Annotated in this window: 23 protein-coding genes; 17 read left to right on the top strand and 6 right to left on the bottom strand. The window is 66.3% G+C overall.

Translation table 11 applies throughout. From position 1 onward, the window contains the following. Positions 1-49 precede the first annotated feature (49 nt). The gene (locus AC5P8U_RS08465; RefSeq protein WP_072167010.1) at positions 50-529 is read right to left on the bottom strand and encodes a GNAT family N-acetyltransferase; all 480 of its coding nucleotides are present in this window, start codon (positions 527-529) and stop codon (positions 50-52) included. 133 nt (positions 530-662) lie between these two features. On the opposite strand from AC5P8U_RS08465, the gene AC5P8U_RS08460 reads away from it, so the two are divergent. After that, the gene (locus tag AC5P8U_RS08460) at positions 663-2,858 is read left to right on the top strand and encodes an AsmA family protein (protein WP_495214055.1); all 2,196 of its coding nucleotides are present in this window, start codon (positions 663-665) and stop codon (positions 2,856-2,858) included. A gap of 73 nt (positions 2,859-2,931) precedes the next feature. Further along, the gene (locus AC5P8U_RS08455) at positions 2,932-3,417 is read left to right on the top strand and encodes a TspO/MBR family protein (protein ID WP_072167008.1); all 486 of its coding nucleotides are present in this window, start codon (positions 2,932-2,934) and stop codon (positions 3,415-3,417) included. Positions 3,418-3,433: 16 nt separating this feature from the next. Here the strand turns inward: AC5P8U_RS08455 and AC5P8U_RS08450 are convergent, their stop codons facing one another. After that, on the bottom strand, positions 3,434-3,727 hold the full coding sequence (locus AC5P8U_RS08450; RefSeq protein WP_151354712.1) for a hypothetical protein: 294 nt from the start codon (positions 3,725-3,727) through the stop codon (positions 3,434-3,436). Positions 3,728-3,854: 127 nt separating this feature from the next. On the opposite strand from AC5P8U_RS08450, the gene AC5P8U_RS08445 reads away from it, so the two are divergent. From AC5P8U_RS08445 to AC5P8U_RS08430, 4 genes are all read left to right on the top strand, one after another. After that, complete coding sequence (locus AC5P8U_RS08445; protein ID WP_172412153.1) at positions 3,855-4,442, top strand: biliverdin-producing heme oxygenase; 588 nt, start codon at positions 3,855-3,857, stop codon at positions 4,440-4,442. Between the two features lie 115 nt (positions 4,443-4,557). After that, on the top strand, positions 4,558-6,798 hold the full coding sequence (locus tag AC5P8U_RS08440) for an ATP-binding protein (RefSeq protein WP_088497484.1): 2,241 nt from the start codon (positions 4,558-4,560) through the stop codon (positions 6,796-6,798). After that, entirely contained in the window at positions 6,795-7,262 is a 468-nt protein-coding gene (locus AC5P8U_RS08435) for a response regulator (RefSeq protein ID WP_005416517.1), read from the top strand. The genes AC5P8U_RS08440 and AC5P8U_RS08435 overlap by 4 nt, the downstream gene beginning before the upstream one ends. Beyond that, the gene (locus AC5P8U_RS08430) at positions 7,255-9,654 is read left to right on the top strand and encodes a hybrid sensor histidine kinase/response regulator (protein WP_088497485.1); all 2,400 of its coding nucleotides are present in this window, start codon (positions 7,255-7,257) and stop codon (positions 9,652-9,654) included. The genes AC5P8U_RS08435 and AC5P8U_RS08430 overlap by 8 nt, the downstream gene beginning before the upstream one ends. Positions 9,655-9,656: 2 nt before the next feature. Here the strand turns inward: AC5P8U_RS08430 and AC5P8U_RS08425 are convergent, their stop codons facing one another. The 3 genes from AC5P8U_RS08425 to AC5P8U_RS08415 are packed head-to-tail and all read right to left on the bottom strand — an operon-like array spanning position 9,657 to position 11,657. Continuing rightward, complete coding sequence (locus tag AC5P8U_RS08425) at positions 9,657-10,349, bottom strand: NAD-dependent epimerase/dehydratase family protein (protein ID WP_088497513.1); 693 nt, start codon at positions 10,347-10,349, stop codon at positions 9,657-9,659. Between the two features lie 13 nt (positions 10,350-10,362). Further along, positions 10,363-11,037, bottom strand: coding sequence for a ChrR family anti-sigma-E factor (locus tag AC5P8U_RS08420; RefSeq protein ID WP_065196721.1), 675 nt, complete (start codon positions 11,035-11,037; stop codon positions 10,363-10,365). Continuing rightward, a complete protein-coding gene (locus tag AC5P8U_RS08415; RefSeq protein ID WP_053496654.1) occupies positions 11,034-11,657 on the bottom strand; it encodes a sigma-70 family RNA polymerase sigma factor in 624 nt (207 codons plus the stop codon). The genes AC5P8U_RS08420 and AC5P8U_RS08415 overlap by 4 nt, the downstream gene beginning before the upstream one ends. Before the next feature lie 131 nt (positions 11,658-11,788). Here AC5P8U_RS08415 and AC5P8U_RS08410 point away from each other — a divergent pair, with 131 nt between their 5' ends. The 11 genes from AC5P8U_RS08410 (at position 11,789) to AC5P8U_RS08360 (ending at position 23,134) form a co-directional block, all read left to right on the top strand. Beyond that, on the top strand, positions 11,789-12,556 hold the full coding sequence (locus tag AC5P8U_RS08410) for a hypothetical protein (protein ID WP_031269076.1): 768 nt from the start codon (positions 11,789-11,791) through the stop codon (positions 12,554-12,556). Between the two features lie 81 nt (positions 12,557-12,637). Further along, a complete protein-coding gene (locus AC5P8U_RS08405) occupies positions 12,638-13,588 on the top strand; it encodes an acyl-CoA desaturase (protein ID WP_065178583.1) in 951 nt (316 codons plus the stop codon). Between the two features lies 1 nt (position 13,589). Beyond that, positions 13,590-14,867 (top strand): NAD(P)/FAD-dependent oxidoreductase, encoded by a 1,278-nt coding sequence (locus tag AC5P8U_RS08400; RefSeq protein WP_072167003.1) that lies wholly within the window; start codon positions 13,590-13,592, stop codon positions 14,865-14,867. Then, positions 14,864-15,631, top strand: coding sequence for a DUF1365 domain-containing protein (locus AC5P8U_RS08395; protein WP_088497487.1), 768 nt, complete (start codon positions 14,864-14,866; stop codon positions 15,629-15,631). The genes AC5P8U_RS08400 and AC5P8U_RS08395 overlap by 4 nt, the downstream gene beginning before the upstream one ends. Continuing rightward, entirely contained in the window at positions 15,628-16,887 is a 1,260-nt protein-coding gene (locus tag AC5P8U_RS08390) for an SAM-dependent methyltransferase (RefSeq protein WP_088497488.1), read from the top strand. The genes AC5P8U_RS08395 and AC5P8U_RS08390 overlap by 4 nt, the downstream gene beginning before the upstream one ends. Before the next feature lies 1 nt (position 16,888). Beyond that, complete coding sequence (locus tag AC5P8U_RS08385) at positions 16,889-17,434, top strand: DUF2878 domain-containing protein (RefSeq protein ID WP_088497489.1); 546 nt, start codon at positions 16,889-16,891, stop codon at positions 17,432-17,434. Then, a complete protein-coding gene (locus AC5P8U_RS08380) occupies positions 17,431-18,216 on the top strand; it encodes a DUF1295 domain-containing protein (protein ID WP_088497490.1) in 786 nt (261 codons plus the stop codon). Before AC5P8U_RS08385 ends, AC5P8U_RS08380 begins: the two co-directional genes overlap by 4 nt. Beyond that, positions 18,213-19,286, top strand: coding sequence for an SAM-dependent methyltransferase (locus AC5P8U_RS08375; RefSeq protein WP_495214049.1), 1,074 nt, complete (start codon positions 18,213-18,215; stop codon positions 19,284-19,286). Before AC5P8U_RS08380 ends, AC5P8U_RS08375 begins: the two co-directional genes overlap by 4 nt. Before the next feature lie 8 nt (positions 19,287-19,294). Continuing rightward, entirely contained in the window at positions 19,295-19,828 is a 534-nt protein-coding gene (locus AC5P8U_RS08370; protein ID WP_072166997.1) for a lipocalin family protein, read from the top strand. 313 nt (positions 19,829-20,141) lie between these two features. Further along, a complete protein-coding gene (locus AC5P8U_RS08365) occupies positions 20,142-20,768 on the top strand; it encodes a response regulator transcription factor (protein ID WP_072166996.1) in 627 nt (208 codons plus the stop codon). Then, complete coding sequence (locus AC5P8U_RS08360; RefSeq protein WP_227836684.1) at positions 20,765-23,134, top strand: ATP-binding protein; 2,370 nt, start codon at positions 20,765-20,767, stop codon at positions 23,132-23,134. The genes AC5P8U_RS08365 and AC5P8U_RS08360 overlap by 4 nt, the downstream gene beginning before the upstream one ends. Here AC5P8U_RS08360 and AC5P8U_RS08355 read toward each other — a convergent pair. Further along, positions 23,091-23,846, bottom strand: coding sequence for a SapC family protein (locus tag AC5P8U_RS08355; protein ID WP_053496662.1), 756 nt, complete (start codon positions 23,844-23,846; stop codon positions 23,091-23,093). The genes AC5P8U_RS08360 and AC5P8U_RS08355 overlap by 44 nt on opposite strands. Between the last annotated feature and the right edge of the window lie 25 nt (positions 23,847-23,871).

The following is a 23,871-nucleotide window of genomic DNA, read 5'->3' as shown; positions in this document are numbered from 1 at the left end:
TCACTGGTCGTGACGCGTCACGCTATCCACGTGCGACCAACGCATCGCATCACAGGAACCTGTGCATCACAAAGACATCCACCAAGCCCAGCGTCCCATGCCGGAACGCCTTCGGTAGCGTTCCCACCACATCGAACCCCAGCTTCCGATACAGCGCCACCGCCGGCCCATTGGTACTGACCACGTAATTGAACTGCATGGCCAGGAATCCTTCCGCCCTCGCCCGCTCCAGACTGTGTTCCACCAGGGCCCGGCCCACACCTTGCCCTTGTGCCGGCGCATCCACCACATACGTGGCGCTGGCCACATGCGCCCCAAGGTCGGGGAAATTCGGGCCCATCTTGTACATGCCCACAACTCGGCCCTCCAGCATAGCTACATGAGGTGCCTGGGCCTGGAACCAATGCGCGCGAAACGTTTCGACTCCAAAAGAGCCGGCAAAGGGCAGCGCATCCTGCGCCGCAATGGCCGCCTTGAACATGCCCCACATCGCGTCGAAATCGCCTGCACGGGCGGGCCGGATCTCCATGCGTCTCCTACAGATCTGTGGTGGTGACCAGGCCGGACACTACCAGAATCCAGCCCCTGCCCCATGGCTGCTTCACGCGCCACCGCCATCGGCTCCGCAATAGTTGTGGGAATTTCAGCCCTCAGAGCAGTAGATGCCTCCTGTTTCCGTGCACATCCCGCACCGGCTTCGACGGTGGCGCGTTCCCGCCTACGTCCTGCTGGGCATCTACCTGCTGTACCTGCTGGCCGGCAACATCTTCCTCAATACCCCGCTGTTCGATCAGTTCACCAACCGCAAGCCGCACAAGTTCGTGATGACCACCGGCCCGGCCATCACGCTGCTGCCCGGCCATGTCATCGCCTGGAACGTGCACATGCGCGGCCACGTGAACCACACGGTCTACGTGCTGCATGCCGAGCGCGCCAGCGCCCGGTTGGCGGTACTGCCCCTGTTCCAGCGCGAGGTACGGGTTCCGCGCTTGCAGGCGACGGGGGTTTCCGCCGAGATCAGCCGCGTCGAAGAAGCCATCCCGCCACCGCCGCGCAGCGACCGTGGCTGGACGCTCCGTTTCGACGCCATCCACAGCAACAGCATCCGCAGCGCACGCTTTGGCAAGTTGCTGATCATTGGCAAGGGCCGGGGTACGGTGGGCTTCCTCAAGCAGCTGCGCGGCGGGCCGTCGGAGCTCTTCGAATCCGAGGTGGCGTTCAGCGATGCGGACACCAGTTTTGACGGCGTGCAGCTGTTGGGCGACATGGATCTCACCGCGCGCTTCAGCTATCCGCGCCACTATCGGGACCAGGCGCCCGGTCTGGCCAAGTTGAAGCTGCTGCATGCCAAGCTCGAGGTCGACGCCCGCAGCCAGGGCCTGCGCATGGACACGGATGCCACAACGCCGAAGATCTCCAGCGCGCCCGTGCCCGGACGCCTGCAGCTGGCGCTGCACCTGATTGACGGCCAGCTGCAGCCCGGGGACCGCGCAATCTGGCAGGTGCCGCTCTACCTGGGTGACGGCGCCCCCAATCGCGGCGTGCTGGCCCTGCAGCTCAATGTGTCCAACGACCTGCGCCTGCAGGCCCGCCTGCCGCCAAAGCCCGGCTCAGGCAGCGAAGTGGATGCCGATCTGCACATCAGTGGCCGGAACGTTCCCTTCCAGCAGCCCGCCCAGCTGCTGGAACGCAGCTCCGGCACAGTGCGCGGCGAATGGACGTTCACTTCGCTCAACTGGATCCCTGCCCTGTTCGTTCGCAAGCCGTGGCTGCAGCTGGACGGCGGCGGCACGCTGAAGGCGGACCTGCGCGTGCGCAACGGCGAACTGATCGAAGGCAGCACCGTGGACATTCCGGCCGCCGAAGCCGTGGCCGAAGTCGCCGGCGTACGCCTGGCCGGCACGGCCAGCGCCCATGGCGAACTTAAGGCCGGCAGCCCCAGCCAGGCACAGCTGGCTGTCCGGCTGCCACGATTCACTGCTCGGCCAACCGATGCCAAGGACGTGCGCCTGTTCGACGGCCGTGATCTGGCCCTGGACCTGACCGGTGATGGTCGCCTGCAGGAGCTGCGCAAGGGTGTCCGCGCGCACCTGCGCTTCAGCCAAGCAACGATTCCCGACCTGGCCGCCTACAACCGTTACCTGGGCTCGCCGCAGGTGCGGCTGCTCCGTGGCACCGGCAGCCTGAGCGGCGATGCCACGCTCGACACCGATGGACGCGTCGGCCTCGGCACTGCCCGGCTGCTGGGGCGCAATGCCAGCGCCAAGGTGGCAGGGCTGGACATGGGCGGCGACGTCGACGTGAAGGCAACGCTGCGCCGCGGTGACTTCAATCAGCGTCATTTCGATCTGTCCGGCACCACCGTCGAGCTGCGCAATGTGCAGGTGGCGGATACAGAGCAAACAAGCCCATGGAAAGGCCGCGTGGCCTTCAAGCGTGGCCGCATCGACGCGCAGTCGCCCTTCCAGGTCGATGCCACCACGGATCTGGATCTCAGCGATGCCCGCCCTTTGCTTGCACTGTTCGCAGAGCGTACCGACTACCCGCGCTGGACCCTGTCGCTGTTGGATTCCGGCCAGGTGCAGGCACGGGCGACGCTGCGCTGGCGCCCGGGCCATCTGATCATCGATGGACTGCAGGCCGAGAACGATCGGCTTTCGGTACGCGCGCGGCTGGATCTGCTCGACCAGCGCAAGCGCGGTGATCTCTACCTGCGCTGGGGGCTGCTGGGTGCGGGCATCGAGCTGGACGGTGACCAGCGCCAATGGCACCTGGCGAAAGCAAGGGAGTGGTTTGACCAGCGACCTTCCCTGCTGCCAGCGAGCGAGGGAGCGGGTGCCGTCGGTTCTTCAGATTGAAGGCCAGCAACCTGCATCCGTTCGCTGCCCCTGTGCGTAGACAGGCAGCACAAGCATCAGGGAGCTGCACGCTATGAAGCGGAGTTCACAGGTTTCCGGATTTCTGGGATGGGTGGCAATTACTTTCGTCGCGGCCACGCTGGGGGCATGGGCGTCCACGTCCGCGGCAAGCTTCTACGCTACCCTCACGCTTCCGGCATGGGCGCCACCGGCCAGCGTCTTTGGTCCGGTGTGGACGCTGCTCTACGCCATGATGGCGGTTGCCGCGTGGCTGGTCTGGCGCGAACGTGGCTGGCGCGGGGCACGACCCGCGCTGCTGCTCTATCTGGTGCAGCTGGCCGTCAACGCACTGTGGAGCTGGCTGTTCTTCGGCTGGAAGCTGGGCGCGCTTGCCTTCGCCGACATTCTTGTATTGATCGTGTTGGTGTGCGCGACGATCGTCGCGTTTGCGCGTACCCGCCCGGCCGCGGCAGTGCTGCTGCTTCCCTACCTCGCCTGGATCCTGTTCGCCTCGGCGCTCAACTTCGCCGTCTGGCGGGCCAATCCAGGGCTGCTGTGACACGCGGATCCAGCGTTCATGCCTGGGCCACGGCCTGTGGGCACCAGGTCCGCAGCAGGGCCGGCTTGAACGCCTGCTGCCCGCAACCGGTGGGGCACCGCACCACTCGCGCTGCAGTATGGCTGACCAGGCCCTGCCCTTCTTCTGCCTTGAAGATCGTCTCGCAGGAAAGGCAACGCGCTACCAGCGAGTACAGGTGCAGCAGCCGGCCACTGGCTGGATCCTGCAGTGCATCCACATCCAGCAATTCAAATTGGCAGCTGTCAGGGAGCATGCGGTACTGGGGCGCGGGTTCGGTCTGCAGGTTCACGGGCGTGGCATCTGTTGGAATTGCAGTCACCGTAGGGCAGCCGCTGTCTAGCTGGCGTGCAGCGCAGATGTGCTGGCCGCGAAACCTGCACCGGTCTCTGCATCGAAATCTGCTAGGGTGCGCGCCGATGCCTACATCCACATTGCCAGCACAACCCGATCACCCCATTGCCCTCAGCGCCGCCCTGAAAGCGCACACCCGAGCGGCCCACGATCGCCTCGACCAGCACCTGTTGCAGCAACACATCTTCGCGTCGCGCCAGCGTTACCTCTGCTTCCTGCGCGTGCAATGGCACTTCCATAGCGCCGTTGCGCCGCTGTACCGGATGCAGGATCCGGGCGCGACCCGCTTGCCGCTGATCGAGGAGGATCTTCGCGACCTCGGCGCTTCCATGCCGGTACCCCATGCCTGGCAACCGCAGCCTCAAGCATTCTCGAAAGCGACCGTTCTGGGCTGGCGCTACGTGGCGGAGGGCTCGACGCTGGGAGCGTCCGTGCTGTTGAAGATGGCCGCTGCGTTGCAGCTTCATGCCGGGTACGGGGCGCGCCACCTGCGTCCTTCCGAGCTCGGTGTGGCCGAGTACTGGAGACGCGAGCGGGAGGAACTGGATGCGCTCGTTTTAAGTGGCCAAGAGCGCGCACAGGCATGCAGGGGCGCGACAGACGCCTTCCAGTTCATCCGTCGCTGCGTAGATGAAGAATTCAGGTTTGAATGAAAGCCCCTTCACATTCACGTGGTGGTATGCGGCGGCACGCTTTTGCTTCACCATTCATGCACACCGGATGCAGTGCTGGGCCGTTCCAGCCATCCACGAATCATGAGTCCCGCCCTTGACGCCTCCTACCGAATCCGCGCACGACACTGCCCTGTCCCGTTGCGCGCGCGAACCGATCCACACCCCTGGCGCGATCCAGCCCTACGGTGTGCTTCTGATCGTTGAACCGCAGTCCCTGCAGGTACGCGAGCGCGCCATCAGCCACCCCGGGCTGCTGAAACAGTTCGGCGAACCGTTGATGCAGCACGTCAGTGAAGTGCTGGGCGGCGTGCTGGCACCGTTCCAGGGCGTGTTGCAACAGGCGACGGTGGGCAGCAGCGCGCATGTCGGTGCCGTGCACCTGGATGGGCACGGCCGCCATCAGTTGCTGGTGCACCGCTCCGCCACGGATCTTCTGGTCGAGCTGGAAGCACCGGTTCCCGGCCAGCCCGGCTCGCTGGAAGAACTGTATCCAGCCATCCGCGAGCTGATGACCGGCATTGAATCGGCAGCGACGGTGGAAGACCTGTGCAGGCTTGCGGCCGCGCACATGCGGCGGCTCACCGGCTTTGACCGCACCCTGGTCTATCAATTCGATGCTGGCTGGAATGGCATCGTGGTGGCCGAAGATGGCAATGGCCTGTTGCCGTCCTACCTGGACCTGCGCTTTCCCGAGTCGGACATTCCCGCACAGGCCCGCGAACTGTACCGCCGGAACCGGGTGCGCCTGATCGCGGACAACAACTATACCCCTACCCCGCTGATGCGGGCCGAAGACCACCGCGAGGCGCCACCGACCGACCTGAGCCTGGCCGTGCTGCGCAGCGTGTCCCCCGTGCATCTTCAGTACATGCGCAACATGGGGACCGGGGCGTCGATGTCGGTGTCACTGGTACATGAGGGGCGGTTATGGGGCCTGGTGTCCTGCCACACCGTGCAGCCACGCCGCCTGCCCTACCACGTGCGTACCGCCTGCGAGTTCATGGGCCAGATCCTGTCGCTGCAGATTGCACTGAAGGAGCGCGCGCTCGCGATTGAAGAACGCGTCGCGCGTCGCTCGATACTGGTCAAGCTGCTGGGCCGCATGGCCGGCGACGAAGAATTCATGGCGGCCCTGCGCCAGGACGAAGGCAGCCTGCTGTCGCTGACCGGCGCGGCCGGGGCTGCCATCGTGCACAAGGGCGACTGCATGCGCGTGGGTGAGTGCCCACCGGCCAGCGACGTGCTGGCCCTGGCCGATTGGCTGGCTACCCGGCAGGCCGGGCAGGAAACCTACTGCACCGACCACCTTGCCGCCGACTGGTCGCCTGCCGCGCACCTGGCCGATGTAGCCAGCGGCCTGCTGGCAGTGTCCATTTCGCAGCTGCATGACAGCTACCTGATGTGGTTCCGGCCGGAGGTGGTGCGAACCGTGCGCTGGGGGGGAGACCCCCGCAAGACCGCAGCGCCCGGCGTCGCACTCTCCCCGCGGAGCTCCTTCGACGCCTGGAAAGAGACCGTGCGGCAGCGCAGCCTGCCGTGGACCGACGCCGACTGCGATGCGGCACACGAGATGCGCACGGCCATCGTCGATATCGTGCTGCGCAAGGCCGAGGAGATGGCGGAACTGAACGAGCAGCTCCTGCGCAGCAACAAGGAACTGGAAGCCTTTTCCTATTCGGTCAGCCACGACCTGCGCGCCCCCTTCCGCCACATCGTGGGCTATTCGGAGCTGCTTGGCAGCTCGGCGGGCGACCGCCTCAACGAGACCGAGCGCCGCTTCCTGGATACGATCGTCGATTCGGCAAAGTCCGCCGGCACACTGGTGGATGACCTGCTCAGCTTCTCGCAGATGGGACGCTCCACGCTGGGGCGGGTGCGGCTGGACATGGCTGCGCTGGCCGAGGACGTGCGCCGGAGCCTGGCGCTGGATTACGCCGGCCGCGACGTGCAGTGGACGCTCGCGCCGCTGCCGGAGGTGGAAGCCGACCCGACGATGCTTCGCCTGGTCTGGCAGAACCTGCTGGCCAACGCGATCAAGTTCACCCGCGAGCGTGAGCACGCGATGATCGAGATTGGGCACGACCGCAGCGACGACGAAGATCACTTCTTCGTGCGCGACAACGGCTGCGGCTTCGACATGCGTTACGTCGACAAGCTGTTCGGTGTGTTCCAGCGCCTGCACCATGTGGAAGAATTCGAAGGCACCGGCATCGGCCTGGCCAACGTACGCCGCATCATCGGCCGCCATGGCGGCCGTACCTGGGCCGAGGGCGAGCCCGGCAAGGGCGCGACCATTCACTTCACCCTACCCCGCTCCACAGGAGAACACCCATGAGGGACCTGCGGCCGATCCTCCTGGTAGAGGACAGCCCCAAGGATGCAGAGCTGACGATGGCCGCGCTTGAGCGCTGCCAGCTGTTGAACGATGTCATCCATGTACGCGACGGCGCCGAAGCGCTGGATTACCTGCGCTGCGAAGGCAAGTTCGCCGGTGCCATGCACGGCGGCCCGGTGGTCGTGCTGCTGGACCTGAAGCTGCCCAAAGTCAATGGCTTGGAGGTACTGGAGCAGGTCCGTGGCGACCCGTACCTGAGCAGCACCCCGGTTGTGATGCTGACCTCCTCGCGCGAAGAGCAGGATCTGGTGCGCAGTTACGAACTGGGCGTCAACGCATTCGTGGTCAAGCCGGTCGACTTCAAGGAATTCTTCGACGCCATCCAGGGCCTGGGCATGTTCTGGGGCATCACCAACCAGCCGCCACCGCATCGGCCCAACGGTTCGGGGCAGCGCAATGCGTGATGGATCGCGCCGCAGCGAGCGCCTGCGCATCCTCATGCTGGAGGACAGCGCGCTTGATGCGGAGCTGATCAGCGCCCAGCTGCAGCGTGCCGGCCTCGATTTCGAGGCCGAGCGCCTGTGGACCCGCAACGCGTTCATCGAGGCCATCGAAAACCGCCCGTTCGACGTGATCCTCGCCGATCATGTCCTGCCAGGCTTCGATGGTGACGCAGCACTCGCCCTGGCGCGCGAGTGCGTGCCGCAGACGCCTTTCATCTTTGTTTCCGGCACCCTGACCGAGGAACTGGCGGTACAGGCCCTCACGCGCGGTGCCCGCGACTATGTGGTGAAGCAACGCCTGCAACGCTTGCCAGATGCGATCCGCCGCGCCCGCCAGGAGGCGCAGGAGCGTATCCAGCTGGCCAATGCGCAGGCCGCGCTGAACGAAAGCCAGGCCCAGCTGCAGAAGGTGACCGATGCCGTCCCGGCGCTGATCGCCCAGTTGGACAAGGACCATCGCTACCGGTTTGCCAACAAGGCGTTCCTGGACTGGCATGGATTCAGCCTTGCAGAACTGCTGGGTCGGTCGGCTCGGGATGTCAGCGGCATTTCCGCCTTCGAGCACGCCCTGCCCAGCCTGGAACGGGTACTACAGGGCGAGCGCACCCGCTTCCAGGCCGAACTGATCCATCGCAGCGGCGAATCACGATTCGTGCAGATGGACTGCGTGCCTGAGCATGCCGCCGATGGCAGCGTGGCCGGGTATATCTGCCTGGGCAGCGACGTGTCGCTGCTGAAACAGGCCGAGCTGGCCCTGCGCGAAGACAACCAGCTGCTCGAGCAGCAGGTACAGGCACGCACGGCCGAGTTGCGCGCCAGCAAGCGGCGCCTGCAGGCGATCTTCGAATCCAGTTTCCAGCACCAGGTGCTGCTGGATCTGTCTGGACGCGTGGTCGATGCCAATGACGCGTCACTGGCCGCGGTGCTGGCAGACAAGAAGGACGTCGTTGGCCAACGCTTCGCCGAATCGGTCTGGTTCGGCACCACCGAGGGCATCGCAGCGCTGATCGATCGGGCCGTGGCCGCAGCGGTACAGGGCCGCAGTTCACTGCATGCGCTGGAACTGGAACTACCGACCGGGCGGCGCAGCTTTGATTTCTCGTTCCGTCCACTACTCGATACGGAGGGCGTGGTCACCGCTGTGGTCTCCGAGGCCGTGGAAACCACCGCGCGCGTGCAGGCTGAGCATGCGCTGCGCCAGTCGCAGAAAATCGAGGCGGTCGGCCAGCTCACCGGCGGCATCGCACATGATTTCAACAACATCCTGACGGTCATCTCAGGCAACGTCGAGCACGCCATGCTGCTCAGCGAGCGCGCGGGCGAACCCGGAGCGATGGTGAGCCGTGCGCTGGACAATGCACTGAAGGGTGTCGGCCGTGCCGCCAGCCTGACCCAGCGCCTGCTGGCGTTTGCCCGCCGCCAGCCGCTGCGCAGCCAGGCCGCCAACCTCAACGAGCGCCTGCTGGACATGCACGACATGCTGCAGCGTGCGCTGGGTGAGCTGGTGCAGCTGGAGATCCGCAGCGCCGAGGACATCTGGTGCGTCGAGATCGACGTCAGCCAGCTGGAGGCCTCTGTACTGAACCTGGCGGTGAATGCCCGCGATGCGATGCCGCACGGCGGCCGACTGGTGATCGAGGTCGACAACAGCCACCTCGACCACGACTACGCCGCGCTGTTCCCGGATGCAACGCCGGGCGAGTACGTGATGCTGCGGGTGCGCGACAACGGCCACGGCATGGATGCGGCGACGCTCGCCCGGGTCTTCGAACCCTTCTTCACCACCAAGCAGGTTGGCCGTGGCACCGGCCTGGGCCTGTCGATGGTGCACGGGTTCGTCAAGCAGTCAGGCGGCCACGTACTGATCGATTCGGTGGAAGGCGGCGGCACCAGTATCACCATGATGTTCCCGCGTTCACTGCTGCCGTTGCCCAGCGAGGCGCGCACTCCGCAGACCGGCCTGGCAGGCTATTCGCCGCGCGAGGAAACCATCCTGGTGACCGAGGACAACGACGATGTCCGCGCCCACACGGTGGATGCACTGCGGCTGCTGGGCTACCGGGTATTGGAAGCCCACGACGGCCCTTCCGCACTGCGGCTGCTGGAACGCCCGGATACCAGGGTGGACCTGCTGTTCTCGGACGTGGTGATGCCCGGCATGTCGGGCTGGGAGCTGGTGCGGGAAGTCCGTGAACGCTGGCCGGAGGTCGCCGTGCTGTTCACGTCGGGCTATCCCCGTGACCACGACCAGGTGGGCAGCCAGGGCCGGGCCGTTGCGCTGCTGCCAAAGCCGTTCACCCGAAGTGATCTGGCGACGGCCGTGCGCACCGCGCTGGAGGCAGCGCCACACTGAGGTCAGGACGCCGGATCGCGCCCGCCGGCCGCGATCCGGTTGATGTCCGCGCATTCCACCGTGCCCGGCGGATGCTCCCTGGCGGCCAAGGCAATCATCGCCTGGCCCAGTGCCAGATTGCTCGTCACCAGCGAAGGCGCGACCGCGCCGACCAGTTTCATCAATGGCGCACCGCCCCAGTACAGCGGCTTCAGCACTGCATGACGGGTGCCGGTACCCGGGACCGGACGAACGCCTCCTGGGCGCAGCATCACCGAGCGCACCGGCAGGGCCTGCAATGCCACTTCGGTCTCGCCCTTGACCCTCAGCGGCATTACCCGGCTCTGCGGATCCGCACCCGCACCGGATACATATAGAAAGCGCCCCTCGGGATTCGCCGCCGCCCAGGCGCGTGCAACCGCCAGCGTGATGTCCAGGGTCACGCGTCGATACTCGGCCTCTGCCGTGCCGACCGGTGGCGCACCGGCACAGTAGAAGCATGCGTCGAAGCCGGCCAGTTGCTCATGCCGGCCTTGCATATGCAGGAAATCGGGGACGATCAGTTCGCTGCCAGGCCCGTTCAGGCTGCCCGGCCTGCGGACCAGGGCAGTCAGGTGGGCCACCTGCGGCGAGCGCTGGCAGGCCAGCGCAACACCCTGCCCCACCAGGCCCGCAGCACCGGTCAACAGAATCCTCAACGCACCTTTCCCGGTCATGGTCGCACCCACGCTAGAGTTTCACGAAACGCTGGATCTTCCGCGCCAACCAGCCACTGAACACCAACGGCGCGTCCAGCGCTGACACGCAGATGCAGGGAACACCGGGTGCAGTTACCGGTTGATGCTCCACCTCCTCGTCCAGGTCCGCCACGTCGCCCGGCGCGAACAGCCCCAGCGCGTCGTTGTACGAGCCTCGAAGGATGTGGGTCAGTTCGCTGCGGCCATGGCTGTGCATCGGCAGGCACTTGCCCGGGGCAATCTTCAGCATGATCAGCGAGGGCATCTGCTCAGCCCTGATGCAGTGCACGCCGGGCGCCATCCAGCGCCAGCGCAGGGCACTGAGCGAAGCGCCGAAGTAAGGATGCAACGAGGCGGGCAGATGGTCCGGATCGGCCTCGGGCCGCTCCCTCGGCACCGGGCGCCTGGCTCCGGCGATGGCGCTCGGCGCGTCCGAGGCCAGCTGCATCAGCATGGCCTCGCGCAACTGCTCGCGACGCGCGTCGGCCGCGGGCGGTTGGGTCTGCTCCAGCAGCACCGAGCCGATCGCCTCGGCATCGCGCAGGCGCTGCCGGCAGTGGGGGCACTGCTCGAGGTGGGCACCGGCCACGATGCTCAACGGCGCCGGCAGCGCGCCGGCGGCATAGCTCATCAGCGTGGATTCGTGCAGGTGGTGATGCGGATTCACAGCGCACCTCCCACTTTGGCCTGCAGTTGCAGGAACGCACGTCGCAGGTGTGACTTTACCGTTCCAAGCGGCATGCCCAGCGCCTGGGCAATCTCGCTGTGGCTCTTCGCCTCGAAATAGGACATCCGCACCAGCCTCGCCTGCACGGCGGGCAGCTCGTTGATGCGCTGGCGAAGGCGCGCCTGGTCGGCGAACTGCTCGGCGCTGCTGCGCTCGATCATTTCCACCGCCGCGGCGTCTTCCACCGCTGCCTGCACCTGCATCCAGCTGCGCTCTCGACGGATGCGGTCGATATGCAGGTTGCGCGCGATCCGGTACAGCCAGGTACTCAGCGCGCCTTGGGCCGCATCATACTCGGCCGCCCGCAACCACAGGCGCAGCAGGCACTCCTGCGCCATTTCCTCGGCCACGGCGTCGGGTGCCCCCAGGCCACGCAGATACACGCACAGCCGCGGCATGAAGTAGTCATAGATCCGCATGAAACAGTCGCGGTCGCGCAGCCGCGCCACACTGTCCATGTCATCGGCCCAGTTCGTCGGCTCGCTGCTGGGCTGCTGGGAACTGGACACGGTGCGTGCGGTATCGAAGTTGAGGAGGGTGCTGGCAGCGTCAGGGTACATCTGCGTGAGCGGCGGGCAGGTGAAGGTCTGTCCTCTCTACGCGCAGGGGCGGCCATTGGATGCAGCAGGCACTGTGCATCCAAGCAGCCGCGCCCGCCGTATGACCTGAGCCTCCCGACCGGATGAACACCATGCGCACTGCCTGGCTGCTGCTGTGCCTGCCCCATGCCGCGCTGGCGGCGCCCTGGCTGCGCAACGAGGGCGTGGCCACCTCGGCGCAGGGCGATCTGCTCTATCGTGAAGTGCACTGGCGGCGCGGCCCATCGGAGGGTGCCGAGCGCTGGGTGCTCTATCAGTGCCCGGATGGCCGCCCCTTCGCCCGCAAGCATCTGCCGGCCAGCGCCCGCCCGCAGGCCCGGGGTTATTCGCTGCAGGACAGCCGTAGTGGGCAAACCGCTGAAGTCGACGCGAGTGGCGAGTCGGTGTCGATCGCCTGGAAAGAAGATGCCGCCAGCGAGCTGCGTCAGCGTCGGCTTGAGCTGGCACCGGATGCGGTGATCGACACGGGCTTCGACGCCGCGGTGCGCCAGCATTGGCCAGCGCTGCTGCGAGGTGAACGCATCAGCCTGCCCTTCCTGGTGCCGGGGCGGCAGCGCTTCTTCCCGGTGCAGGTGCGGCGTACCGGCCCTGTTCGCTGGCAGGGCATCGACGCCCAGGCCATCGAGGTCAGTCTGGACACGTGGTACGGCGGCATCGCGCCGCGCCTGTCGCTGGTCTATGCCAGCGCCGACCGCCGCCTGCTGGAATTCCGCGGAACCAGCAACCTGCGCGATACCCGCGGCACCTACCCACAGGTCACGGTGCGCTTCAGCTCGCCGGTGGCCGAGCGGCCCGCCAGCGAATGGCAACAGGCCTGGGCGCAACCGCTGGTCGAACGCTGCAGCGTGATGCCCAAGTGAAGCCGGAATTTTCCACAGTCGGCCGCATCCATTGCGCGCACTGCTGCGTAGAGGAAGACACGACACCCGCCGAGATCCGCCATGGCCTCTGTAGCGCCCCTCCCCCGCCGACGCTGGCGCCTGCTGCGCACCCTGAAGCGCTGGGTCGACACCGGCAGCGCTGCAGACCACGCCGCTGGCGAGCCCGGACGCATCGACTGGCTGCGCGCCGTACCGTTCGCGTTGATGCACCTGGCCTGCATCGCGGTGATCTGGGTAGGTATCTCGTGGACGGCAGTGATCGTCGCCGCAGCCCTCTACGCAGTGCGCATGTTTGCGATCACCGCCTTTTACCACCGCTACTTCTCGCACCGGACGTTCCAGGCATCGCGAACGGTGCAATTCGTGTTCGCGGTGATCGGCGCGTCCAGCGTGCAACGTGGGCCGCTGTGGTGGGCGGCCCACCATCGCCATCACCATCGGCATGCCGACCAACCGCTGGACCCGCACTCGCCGCGCGAAGGCGGCTTCTGGCGCAGCCACATGGGCTGGTTCCTCACCCGCGAGGCATTCGCCACGGATCTATCGCGCGTGCCTGACCTGGCGCGCTTCCCGGAACTGCGCTGGCTGGACCGCTTTGATACGGCGGTGCCGGTATTGCTGGCTGCCGCGCTGTACGCACTCGGCGCCGGCCTGGAGCGCTGGGCGCCCGGACTGCACACCTCTGGCCCGCAGTTGCTGGTGTGGGGCTTCTTCATTTCCACCGTGGTGTTGTTCCACGCCACCGTTACCATCAACTCGCTGGCCCATCGTTTTGGCCGGCGGCGCTTCGAGACCCGTGACGACAGCCGCAACAACCTCTGGCTGGCTCTGCTTACCTTCGGTGAAGGCTGGCACAACAACCACCATTTCTTCCCTGGGACCGTCCGCCAAGGGTTCCGCTGGTGGGAGATCGACCTGACCTGGTACGGGCTGCGCGCAATGGCGGCCATGGGCCTGGTGAGGGGGCTCAAGCCCATCCCCGAGTGGGTACTGGCCAAGGCGAGGTACTGACATGCGCATCGCGATCATCGGCTCCGGCATTGCAGGCCTGGCCAGTGCCTGGTGGCTGGACGGCGAACACGAAGTGACGCTGTTCGAGGCCAACGATTACCTGGGCGGGCATACCCACACCCATGACGTGCAGGTGGACGGCACGCGCATGGCGGTGGATACCGGTTTCATCGTCTTCAATCCCCTGCACTACCCACTGCTGACGGCACTGTTCGAAGAACTGGGTGTGGCCTCGCAGCCGACCACCATGAGCTTCTCCATGCACAGCGAGCGAAGTGGCGTCGAGTACAACGCCACTTCGCTGGATGGTCTGTTCTGCCAACGTCGCAATCTGGTTTCGCCACGTTTCTGGGGAATGCTGGCCGACCTGCGCCGGTTCTACCGGGATGCGCCGCTGCTGCTGGCGGAAGACGAAGGCCCGACACTGGGCCAGTACCTGCGCGGCCAGCGCTACGGCACCGCTTTCATCGACGAGCACCTGCTGCCGATGGCTTCGGCACTATGGTCGTCACCGACCGCCACGGTCATGCAGTTCCCGGCCCGCTACCTGGCCCAGTTCATGGCCAACCACCAGATGCTGCAGATGACCGGGCGCGCACCCTGGCGGGTGGTCAGCGGTGGCTCGGCACGCTATGTCGATGCCCTTCGCGCCCGCTGGCGGGTGCGTGAGCGGCTGGAATGCCCGGTTCACTCGGTCGAACGCATGCCGTGGGGCGCGCGCGTGCACAGCGCGGCCGGCGTGGAGGGGTTCGACGAGGTCATCCTGGCGTGCCACAGCGACCAGGCGCTTGCCCTGCTGCATGACGCCGATCAGGTCGAACGCGAAGTACTCGGCGCCATCCGCTACCAGCCCAACGAAGCAGTACTGCATACCGATGCATCGTTGCTGCCGCGCAACCGCAAAGCATGGGCTGCATGGAATGCACACGTGCCCAGGGATCCAGGCGCGCCCTGTACGGTCAGCTATTGCATGAACCTCCTGCAGGGCCTGCCCGGTGACACCCCGCTGGTCGTGACCCTCAACCGCAGCGAGGCGATTGATCCGGCCAAGGTGCTGCGCAGGCTGCACTATGCCCACCCGGTGCACGATCATGCCGCTATCCGCGCCCAGCAGCGCTGGGCAGAGCTGCAGGGCCGCCGCCACACCTGGTTCGCCGGCGCATACTGGGGCTGGGGCTTCCACGAAGACGGCATCCGCAGCGCCCGCCGCGTGGTGGACGCGATGCGCGAGTGCACCGCGCACCTTGACAGCGTTGCGCCCGGCGAGGTGGCAGCGTGAGTGCCAGCGCACTCTACTTCGGGCAGGTGATGCACCGACGGCATCATCCGCAGCCCCACGCGTTCCGCTATCCGATCGCGCAGCTGCTGCTCGATCTGGACGAGCTGGAGACCGTGTTCGCCGGGCGCTGGCTGTGGTCGGTCAATCGCCGCAACCTGGCCGAGTTCCGCCGCAGCGACTACTTCGGCAATCCCGCACAACCGCTGGCCGATGCGGTGCGCGATCATGCTGCGGCTACCCTGGGCTATCGGCCTGCCGGCCCGGTACGCCTGCTCACCCACCTTCGCTTCGGCGGGCACGTATTCAACCCGGTCAGCTTCTACTACTGCTACCAGTCCGATGGCAGCACCCTGGACTGCATCGTCGCCGAGATCACCAATACGCCCTGGAAGGAACGGCACGCCTATGTGCTGCCAGTCGCCACGGCCACCCACGAAGGCGCCTCGCTGCGCTGGCGGTTCGACAAGCGCTTCCATGTCTCGCCGTTCATGCCGATGGATTGCCACTACGACTGGCGGTTCAACCGCCCAGATGATGATCTGCGCGTGCACATGCAGGTCTGGCGCCAAGGCGTTCGCCAGTTTGATGCCACCCAGGCCATGCAGCGACACGCCCTGGACGGCCGCGGGCTGGCCCGGGTCCTGGCCTGCTATCCCTTGATGACCCTGCAGGTGATGGCCGCCATCCACTGGCACGCGCTGCGGCTGTGGCTGAAACGCAACCCCGTGCATGACCACCCTGCCCTTGCCGAGAAACCGCGATGAACTCGATGACTCCCCTGGTCGCCCTGCCACGTCCCGGCGCCTTGGATGCCTTCCTGCGCCGCCGCCTGCTGCAACAGCTTGCCCCCATGCGCGACGGCCGCCTGTGCGTGCGTGATGCACTCGGCGAAGTCTGGCTGGGCGATGCCCATGGCGAGCTGCAGGTGACCGTCACCATCGATGACCCGGCGTTCTACCGCAAGGTTGCAGCGCAAGGCAGCGTGGGCGCAGGTGAAAGCTACATACAGGGGGAATGGCACTGCGATGACCTGGTGGCGCTGATCCGGCTGCTGGTACGCAATCGCGACCTGCTCGACGGCATGGAGCGCGGCCCGGCCCGCGTGGGTGGCTGGCTGCTGCGCGGCTGGAACCGCCTGCGCCGCAACAGCCGTGAAGGCAGCCGCCGCAACATTGCCGCGCACTACGACCTTGGCAACGACTTCTTTGCCCTGTTCCTGTCGCCGGACCTGATGTATTCCTCAGCCCTGTTCGACACAGAAGACGAGTCGCTGGAATCCGCCTCCCGGCGCAAGCTGGACCGCATCTGCCAGCAGCTCCAGCTCAAGCCGGGCGATCGCGTGGTGGAGATCGGCACCGGCTGGGGTGGTTTTGCGCTGCACGCGGCGCAGCACTACGGCTGCCACGTCACCACCACCACCATCTCCGCCGAGCAGCACGCGCTGGCTGCCCAGCGCGTGCAGGCGGCCGGCCTGCAGGACCAGGTCACGCTGCTGATGCAGGACTACCGCGACCTGCAGGGCCAGTTCGACAAGCTGGTGTCGATCGAGATGATCGAAGCCATCGGCGCAGAATACCTGGACACCTACATGGCCACGCTGCAGCGCCTGCTCAAGCCTGATGGCGTTGCCCTGCTGCAGGCCATCACCATCGAGGACCATCGCTACGAGCAGGCCCGGCGCAGCGTAGACTACATCAAGCGCTATGTGTTCCCCGGCAGCTTCATTCCGTCGATCAACGCGATCATGGCCGCCAAAACGCGGTCCAGCGACCTGCAGCTGATCGCCCAGCAGGACTTCGGTCACTCCTACGCGCTGACCCTGCGCGCCTGGCGCCAGCGCTTCCTCGCCCGGTTGCCCGACGTGCAGGCGCAGGGCTTCGATACGCGCTTCTGCCGCCTGTGGGAGTTCTACCTGGCCTACTGCGAGGGCGGCTTCCTGGAGCGCTCGATCGGGGTCTCCCATCTGCTGATGGCGCGCCCGGGGCATCGCCCGGGCGCCTCATCGGGCCAAGGCAGCTGAGATGCGCAGGTTCTGGCCCAATCTGCTTGGCAACCAGCTGGTCTGGCTGTGCGCCGTAGCCGGCGCCGGGCGCGGCTGGCAGTGGCCGGCGTTGCTGGCAGCCTCTCTCTACATCGGCAGCCAGCTGCTGACGTCGCCGCAACCACGGCTGGACCTTCGGTTGATGGTGTTGGCACTGGCCTGCGCATGGCTGGTCGATGCCAGCGCCGCCGCCAGCGGCACCGTGCGCTACGCCGCCGCCCCGCTGGGCTGGGTGCCGCCCCCCTGGATCATGGCGCTGTGGGCCGCGTTCGCGATGACGCTGACCACCTCGATGCGCTTCCTGCTGCGCCACCCGGCCTTGCCGGCTCTGTTCGGCCTGCTGTTGGCACCGCTGGCCTATCTCTCCGCAGCGCGCGGTTTCGATGCGGTCCGTTTCGCCGCACCCACGTGGCAGGGCCTGCTGGTGTTGGGTGCGGGCTGGAGCATCGCGCTTTCGCTGCTGTGCGTCACCGCGCGTCGCGGCTCTCGCACCACCCCGCCCTCCCTGGCCGGAGCATCGTCATGATCAATCTGCTGTGGGTACTGCTGTATGCCGTGCTGGTGATGAGCTGGGGCTGGGCCTGGCAGCGCCGCCACCAGAACATCGGCGTTGTCGACGTGCTCTGGGCCAAGTGCGTGGGTGCCTCGGCCCTGCTGCTGGCGCTGCTCGGCGATGGCGCGATGTTGCCTCGGGTTGCGTTGGGCCTGCTCGGCGGCCTGTGGGGCGGCCGGTTGGCGCTGCACCTGTGGCGCCGGGTCCGTAGTGAACCCGAAGACGGGCGCTACCGTTATCTGCGCGAACACTGGCAGAGCCACCAGGGCAAGATCTTTGGCTTCTTCATGGCGCAGGCGCTGCTAGTCGTGCTGTTCGCTCTGCCCTTCGTTGCGGTGGCAGCCAATTCCCATGCCGGCCTGACACCGTGGACAGTCGCCGCAGCACTGGCCTGGCTGTTGAGCGTCGGCGGCGAGAGCCTGGCCGACCGCCAGCTCGCACGTTTCCGTGCCGACCCGGCGAACAAGGGCCGCACTTGCCGCGAGGGGCTCTGGCGTTATTCACGCCACCCCAACTACTTCTTCGAGTGGCTGCACTGGTTCACCTATGTGCTGCTCGCCGTCGGTTCCCCCCTGTGGTGGCTGGCGTGGGCCGGGCCGCTGCTGATGTATCTGTTCCTGCGCTATCTCAGCGGCATCCCCTTCACCGAGAAGCAGGCGTTGCGCAGCCGCGGCGACGACTACCGTGCCTACCAGCGCAGCACGCCGATGTTCTTTCCCTGGTTCCCCCGTTCTTCCAAGGAGCATTCCGCATGAGCGCGATCCCGTCACTGAATCCGGCTGAAGATGCGGAAACCGGGCTGATCGCCTGGGCCGAACGCGGGCTGGTTCCCGATGCGGCGCTGCGTGCCGGCATCCGGCGCCTGTGCGCGCAACGCCTGCACGAGGAATCGGCGGGGGGTATCGAGGCACAGTCCGCGCGCTTCAGCCGTTGCATCGCAGAACTGACCGACAGTCCGCTCGCATTGCATACCGACGCGGCCAACCGCCAGCACTACGAAGTTCCCGCGGCATTCTTCCAGGCCTGCCTGGGAAAGCGGCTGAAGTACAGCAGCTGCTACTACCCTACCGGGCGCGAAACGCTGGACCAGGCTGAGGAAGCGATGCTGGAACTGTATGGCCAGCGCGCCGGACTTGCCGACGGCCAGCAGATTCTCGAACTGGGCTGTGGCTGGGGTTCGCTGACCCTGTGGATGGCCGAACGCTATCGGCAGGCCAACATCACTGCGGTATCCAACTCGCACAGCCAACGCCAGCACATCATGGCGCAGTGCCAGGCCAGGGGCCTGCACAACGTCGAGGTGCTGACCTGCGACGTCAACCAGCTTGAGCTGCCCACGGCACGCTTCGATCGCTGTGTCTCGGTGGAAATGTTCGAACATGTGCGCAACTACCAGCGACTGCTGGCGCACGTCGCGCAGTGGCTGAAGCCCGACGGCGCGCTGTTCGTGCACATCTTCGCCCATCGCACGCTGATGTACCCGTTCGAGACCGAGGGCGGCGACAACTGGATGGGGCGCCATTTCTTCACCGGCGGCCTGATGCCGGCCGCTGACACGCTGCTGCATTTCCAGCGCGACCTGCGACTCGATCAGCGCTGGCTGCTGGACGGCACCCACTACCAGCGCACCGCCGACCATTGGCTGGCCAACCAGGATGCGGCCCGCGAGGCGGTGATGCCGGTACTGGTCGCAACCTACGGCCAAGCGGCGGCGAAGATCTGGTGGCAGCGCTGGCGCATGTTCTGGATGGCCTGCGCCGAGCTGTTCGGCTACGACGATGGCCAGCAGTGGCTGGTTGCCCACTATCTGTTCCGTCCCCGTTGAGGTGTGACATGCGCATGCGCTCCCTGCTTCCCCTGCTGGCCTTGAGCCTGTTCGGTTCCGGCTGCAGCTCCAGCGATACCCGTCCCCTGCCCCGCCCGCCCTCGGTGGACGTGCCGCGCTTCATGGGCGACTGGTATGTGATCGCCCACATACCCTCATGGCCGGAGCGCGAGGCCTTCGACGCGGTGGAGAGCTATGCGCTGCGGCCGGACGGGCGCATCCAGACGACCTTCACCTATCGCAAGGGCAGTTTCGACGCCCCGCAGAAGTCCATGCACCCGGTTGGACGGGTCGAGAAGAACGGCAATGGCGCGATCTGGGGCATGCAGTTCATCTGGCCGATCCAGGCCGAGTATGTGATTGCCTGGCTGGACGACGACTATGGCCAGACCATCGTCGCACGCAGCAAGCGCGACTATGTCTGGTACATGGCACGTACCCCGCACGTATCGGACAGCGACTACCAGCACGCCGTGGAGCGCATCGCGGCCATGGGCTACGACACCGGCAGGCTCAGGCGCGTACCTCAGTCGGTGCGATAGATCGCCAACCGCCGACCACTCGGCTCGCGGGTGACCAGGCACTTCAGCGTGACGCGTCACATTAATACCCCCCTCGAAGGGTGCCGGCAGCCCTGCAACCCAGGCCACCTGTACCCAGCGAGAGCGCACCAGGACACTGCGTCCACACGGCTTTCAACCTGACGATACGTCCAGCCCATGGATCAGCTCTTATCGATGGAGCTCATCCATCGATCTTTAGGAATAGTCGTAAAAACGCAACAAATTCGATGTTCGACGCGACAGCGGCGCCAGAATGGCGGCCACGCCCACGGGCGCTGACCACCTCCCGCGCATGAATGGATTTCCTGCACCGCGCCGGCTTCGACTGGCGCTCCTGGACGACCATGAAGTCGTCCGTCGCGGCACCGCCCTGCACCTGTCAGGCGATCTCCGGTTCGACATCGTCGCCAGCCATGGTTGCAGCAGTGCGCTGATCGACAGCCTGCACCGCTTGCCCGTGGATGTGGCCATCATCGATCTCACGCTCGCCCGTGGCGACCTGGGCGGCATCGAGCTGGTTACGCTGCTCTGTCGCGAATTCCCGCGCACACCAATGCTGGCCTTCGCCACGCTCTCTCCCACCACGAATCTCAACAGCCTGATCGATGCCGGACTCGGTGGGTTCGTCAGCAAGGCCGAACCCCTTGCGGCATTGTCCGACGCCATCGTGCGCGTCTTCCAGGGCCTGATCCGGATTCCGCCGGACGTCAGGCTGGCCGGCGATCGTGGCGAGCTCAGCCGCAACGAGCGGGAGGTACTGGAGCTGCTGCTGGAAGGCCTGACCGTATCGGAGATCGCGCTGCGCCGGCACCGCAGCATCAAGACCGTCAGCACACAGAAGGTCGCGGTGCTGCGCAAGCTGGGCTTGCGCAGCGATGTGGAGATCTATGCGCTGCGTGAACGGTTGGAGTCGCCGTGAGGCGCCATGCGCCATTGCGTCCGTGCCTGCTGATCCGGGGGTTGCTGGTACTGCTTCTCCTTCCCGCCGCGTCGGCGGAAGATATCCGGTCACCACGCTGGCTACCGGGCAGCAGCGTGCGGGTCTCCACCGCTCCGTCCCTACGCCCCGTGCCCGCAGCGATAGCCGATCCGTCATCACCGCCGACGCTCGCCCATGGCTACGCCAACCTGGTGGCGCGTCACGCCCAACTCAGCTTCCTGGAACACCCCTATCCGACGACCGCCGCATCAATCCTCGCTGTATGTCATCACGAGGCCGACCTGGTCATGGTGTTTGGCGGCGCGAGACACCAGAAGCTGCCCTGCCCCGACCTCGCCGCGTCCAGCCGCTTCCGGGGTGGCGCCACCCTGCTGGCAGGGCGCGCCGGTGAATGGCTGCCACGGGAGATACGCGAGCTCGACGGCCGGGTGGTGGCCGTCGTTGAAGGCGGGCCCTACGCCGGCTGGCTGCGCGCGCATCATCCTCAGATCCGGCTGCAGCACCTGCCTGATCGGTACGCAGCATTGACGGCAGTTCAATCCGGCCTGGCCGACGTGGCGATTGGCCTGGAATCCACGCTGCGCCCGCTGGTTCGACGCCATTTCAACGGCAGCCTGCGCCTGCAGCCATTCGACAGCGACTTCTCCACCGACCTCTACCTGCTCGTCCGCCAGGAAGACCAGCAGCTGCTTGAACGCATCGGACAGGCGTTGCGGGAGATCACGCTGGAGGAGCATGCGAGCCTGCTCCACCTGTGGGCAGGCCAGACCCTGCCAGCGGCCGCGGGAAACGCACTGGACTGGATGCAGGCCTCGCCCCCGCGCGGCTGGCTGCTGCTGCCCCCTCTGCTGGTCGCGCTGTTGCTGTGGCCCATGACCCGTCACCTGCGGGTACGCGGCGACCGCCGCAGCGCGCAGGCCATCGGGATGATCAGTCACGAGATGCGCAATTCGGCACAGGCCGTACTGGCCTCGATCGAGCTGCTTGGACGATCGACACTGCCGAAAGGCGAGCGCGATCTGCTCGCCGCTGCCAGCAGCGCCGGCCAATCCCTGCGCGGCCTGTTGAATCGCGCACTGGACTTTTCGCGCCTCGCCAGCGGCGCTTTCAGGCCGCATGCACAAGCCTGTGATGCGACCCGGCTTTGCCGGCAGGCACTGGAGGCCATTCGGCCTCAGGCGCAACAGAAAGGCCTGCAACTGCATCTTGATGCCCCGACCGAACCTTCGCCGATCATTCGGGTGGACATTGATGCGCTACGCCAGATTGCCAGCAATCTGCTGGCCAATGCGGTGAAGTTCAGTGATATCGGCGGCATCGAGCTGCGCCTGCGACTGCTTCCAGTAGCGCGGCCGCAAGAGCTGCTGCTGGAGGTGATCGACAGCGGGATCGGGATCGCGCCCGCACAGGTAGCCGAACTGTTCCAGCCTTTCCATCAAGGCAGCGGTGGGCATCAGCGTGGCGGTAGTGGCCTCGGGCTTTCCATTGCACGCGAGCTGGCACGTGCGATGGGGGGCGATCTGACCGTGCACAGCGTCCTCGGTCGCGGCAGCCGCTTCATCCTGCGCCTGCCGGTATGCGCTGCTGACTCTGCCGAGAGTGTCCGGGACATGCCCGTGGAGGGCACGCCACTGGCCGGGCTGCAACTGCTGCTGGTGGAGGACCACGCACTCAATCGCCACGTCATTGCCGAACAGTTGCGGCGCTGGGGCGCCGAGGTATGTGCCCTGGAAGACGCGGCCAGCGCGCTGGCCGAACAGATACGCCACCCCCGCCCTGCCGCGCTGATCGACATTGGGCTGCGTGGCATCGATGGCTACGCATTGGCACGCGAACTGCGCGCCCGCAGCGGGCATCCGGTCCGTCTGATCGCCTTGTCTGCCCGCAGCGGGCGACGTCACCACGCACGCTGCCGCCGCTCGGGTTTCGACGCGGTGCTGGCCAAGCCGCTGCGCGCCGCCGAACTGCTCGCTGCGCTGGGCATTCCGGCGCCGGAGAGCGTGGACGCACTTGAGCAGGTGACTGAAATGGACGCGGCCTACAGCGCCGACATCTGCGATGAACTCGGCAGGATCGAGCGGATTGTCGATCATGCAGACGCATCGGCGCTCGGTCATCACGCGCACCGATTGCAGGGCGCGCTACAGATGCTGGGTCAATGCGAGCACGCCGCCATCGCGGCCGAGCTGGTCGATCTGGCGCAGGACGCCACGCCGGACTGGACCGACGCACGTCGCCTGCTGGGCGTACTGCAGGCCGGACAGGGCGCCCGCGTCGCGGGAACCCTGCCCACCCCCTTGATCACGCGGCCAGACGCTCGACCTGGCGACGGGTCAGGTCATTGAAGCGACCCAGCGACATCAGGTGCTGGTGGATCAGTGCCAGCCAGCCACTGCGGTGCCACTCGACCACGGTTGCTTCCGGCAGCGCGACGAACTTCTCGACGTCCACGACCAGGAAACCGTTGAGGTTGAACTCCCGGCCATCCGGGATACGCACGGTGGCGTTGCGCTCCACCAGCAGGCCGTTGTCGACCAGGGCCTTGGAGAAGGCCTGGGTCTGTTCGTGTTCGCGGGTGTACTGGCCGCAGAATTCCAGGGCCTGCTGCACCATCTCGGTGGCCTTGCCATCAACGAACAGCGGTTGGCCTTCTTCGCCACCCTTGACCACGCGTGGGCTCTCTTCGTCGATGCCCAGCAGGAAATCATTCTCCGCACCGGTGTCGATGAAGATGAAGGGGTGGCGGCGCAGGTAAGCGGGAATATAGGCCTCGTCTTCCCACAGGCCATCCTTGATGAACAGGTTCTGGTCGGACACGCCCACGGCAGCCATCGGAACCGCGCTCGGGCCGGCAAACAGGATCGGGAAGTGGTGCAGGGCCAGCGAGAACTCGCCCAGCACCAGCGGAATGGCATTGTTGCCGGCGGCGAACTCGAGCTTGCCCGGCAGGATGCGCAGATCGGCATGCACATCGGCCTGCAGCGGCACCGGGCGGGTATAGAACAGGGGGGCGCCGCTCGGCGCCGCTTCGGTGGTGGTGTCGCTGGTGGTGGTCATGTTGGGAACCGTTCGATCATGCGCG

It is taken from the genome of Stenotrophomonas sp. YJH_SMC_81 (assembly GCF_059370875.1).
The sequence above is the reverse complement of the archived record's forward strand: the minus strand, read 5'-3'. Positions and strand labels throughout refer to the sequence as shown.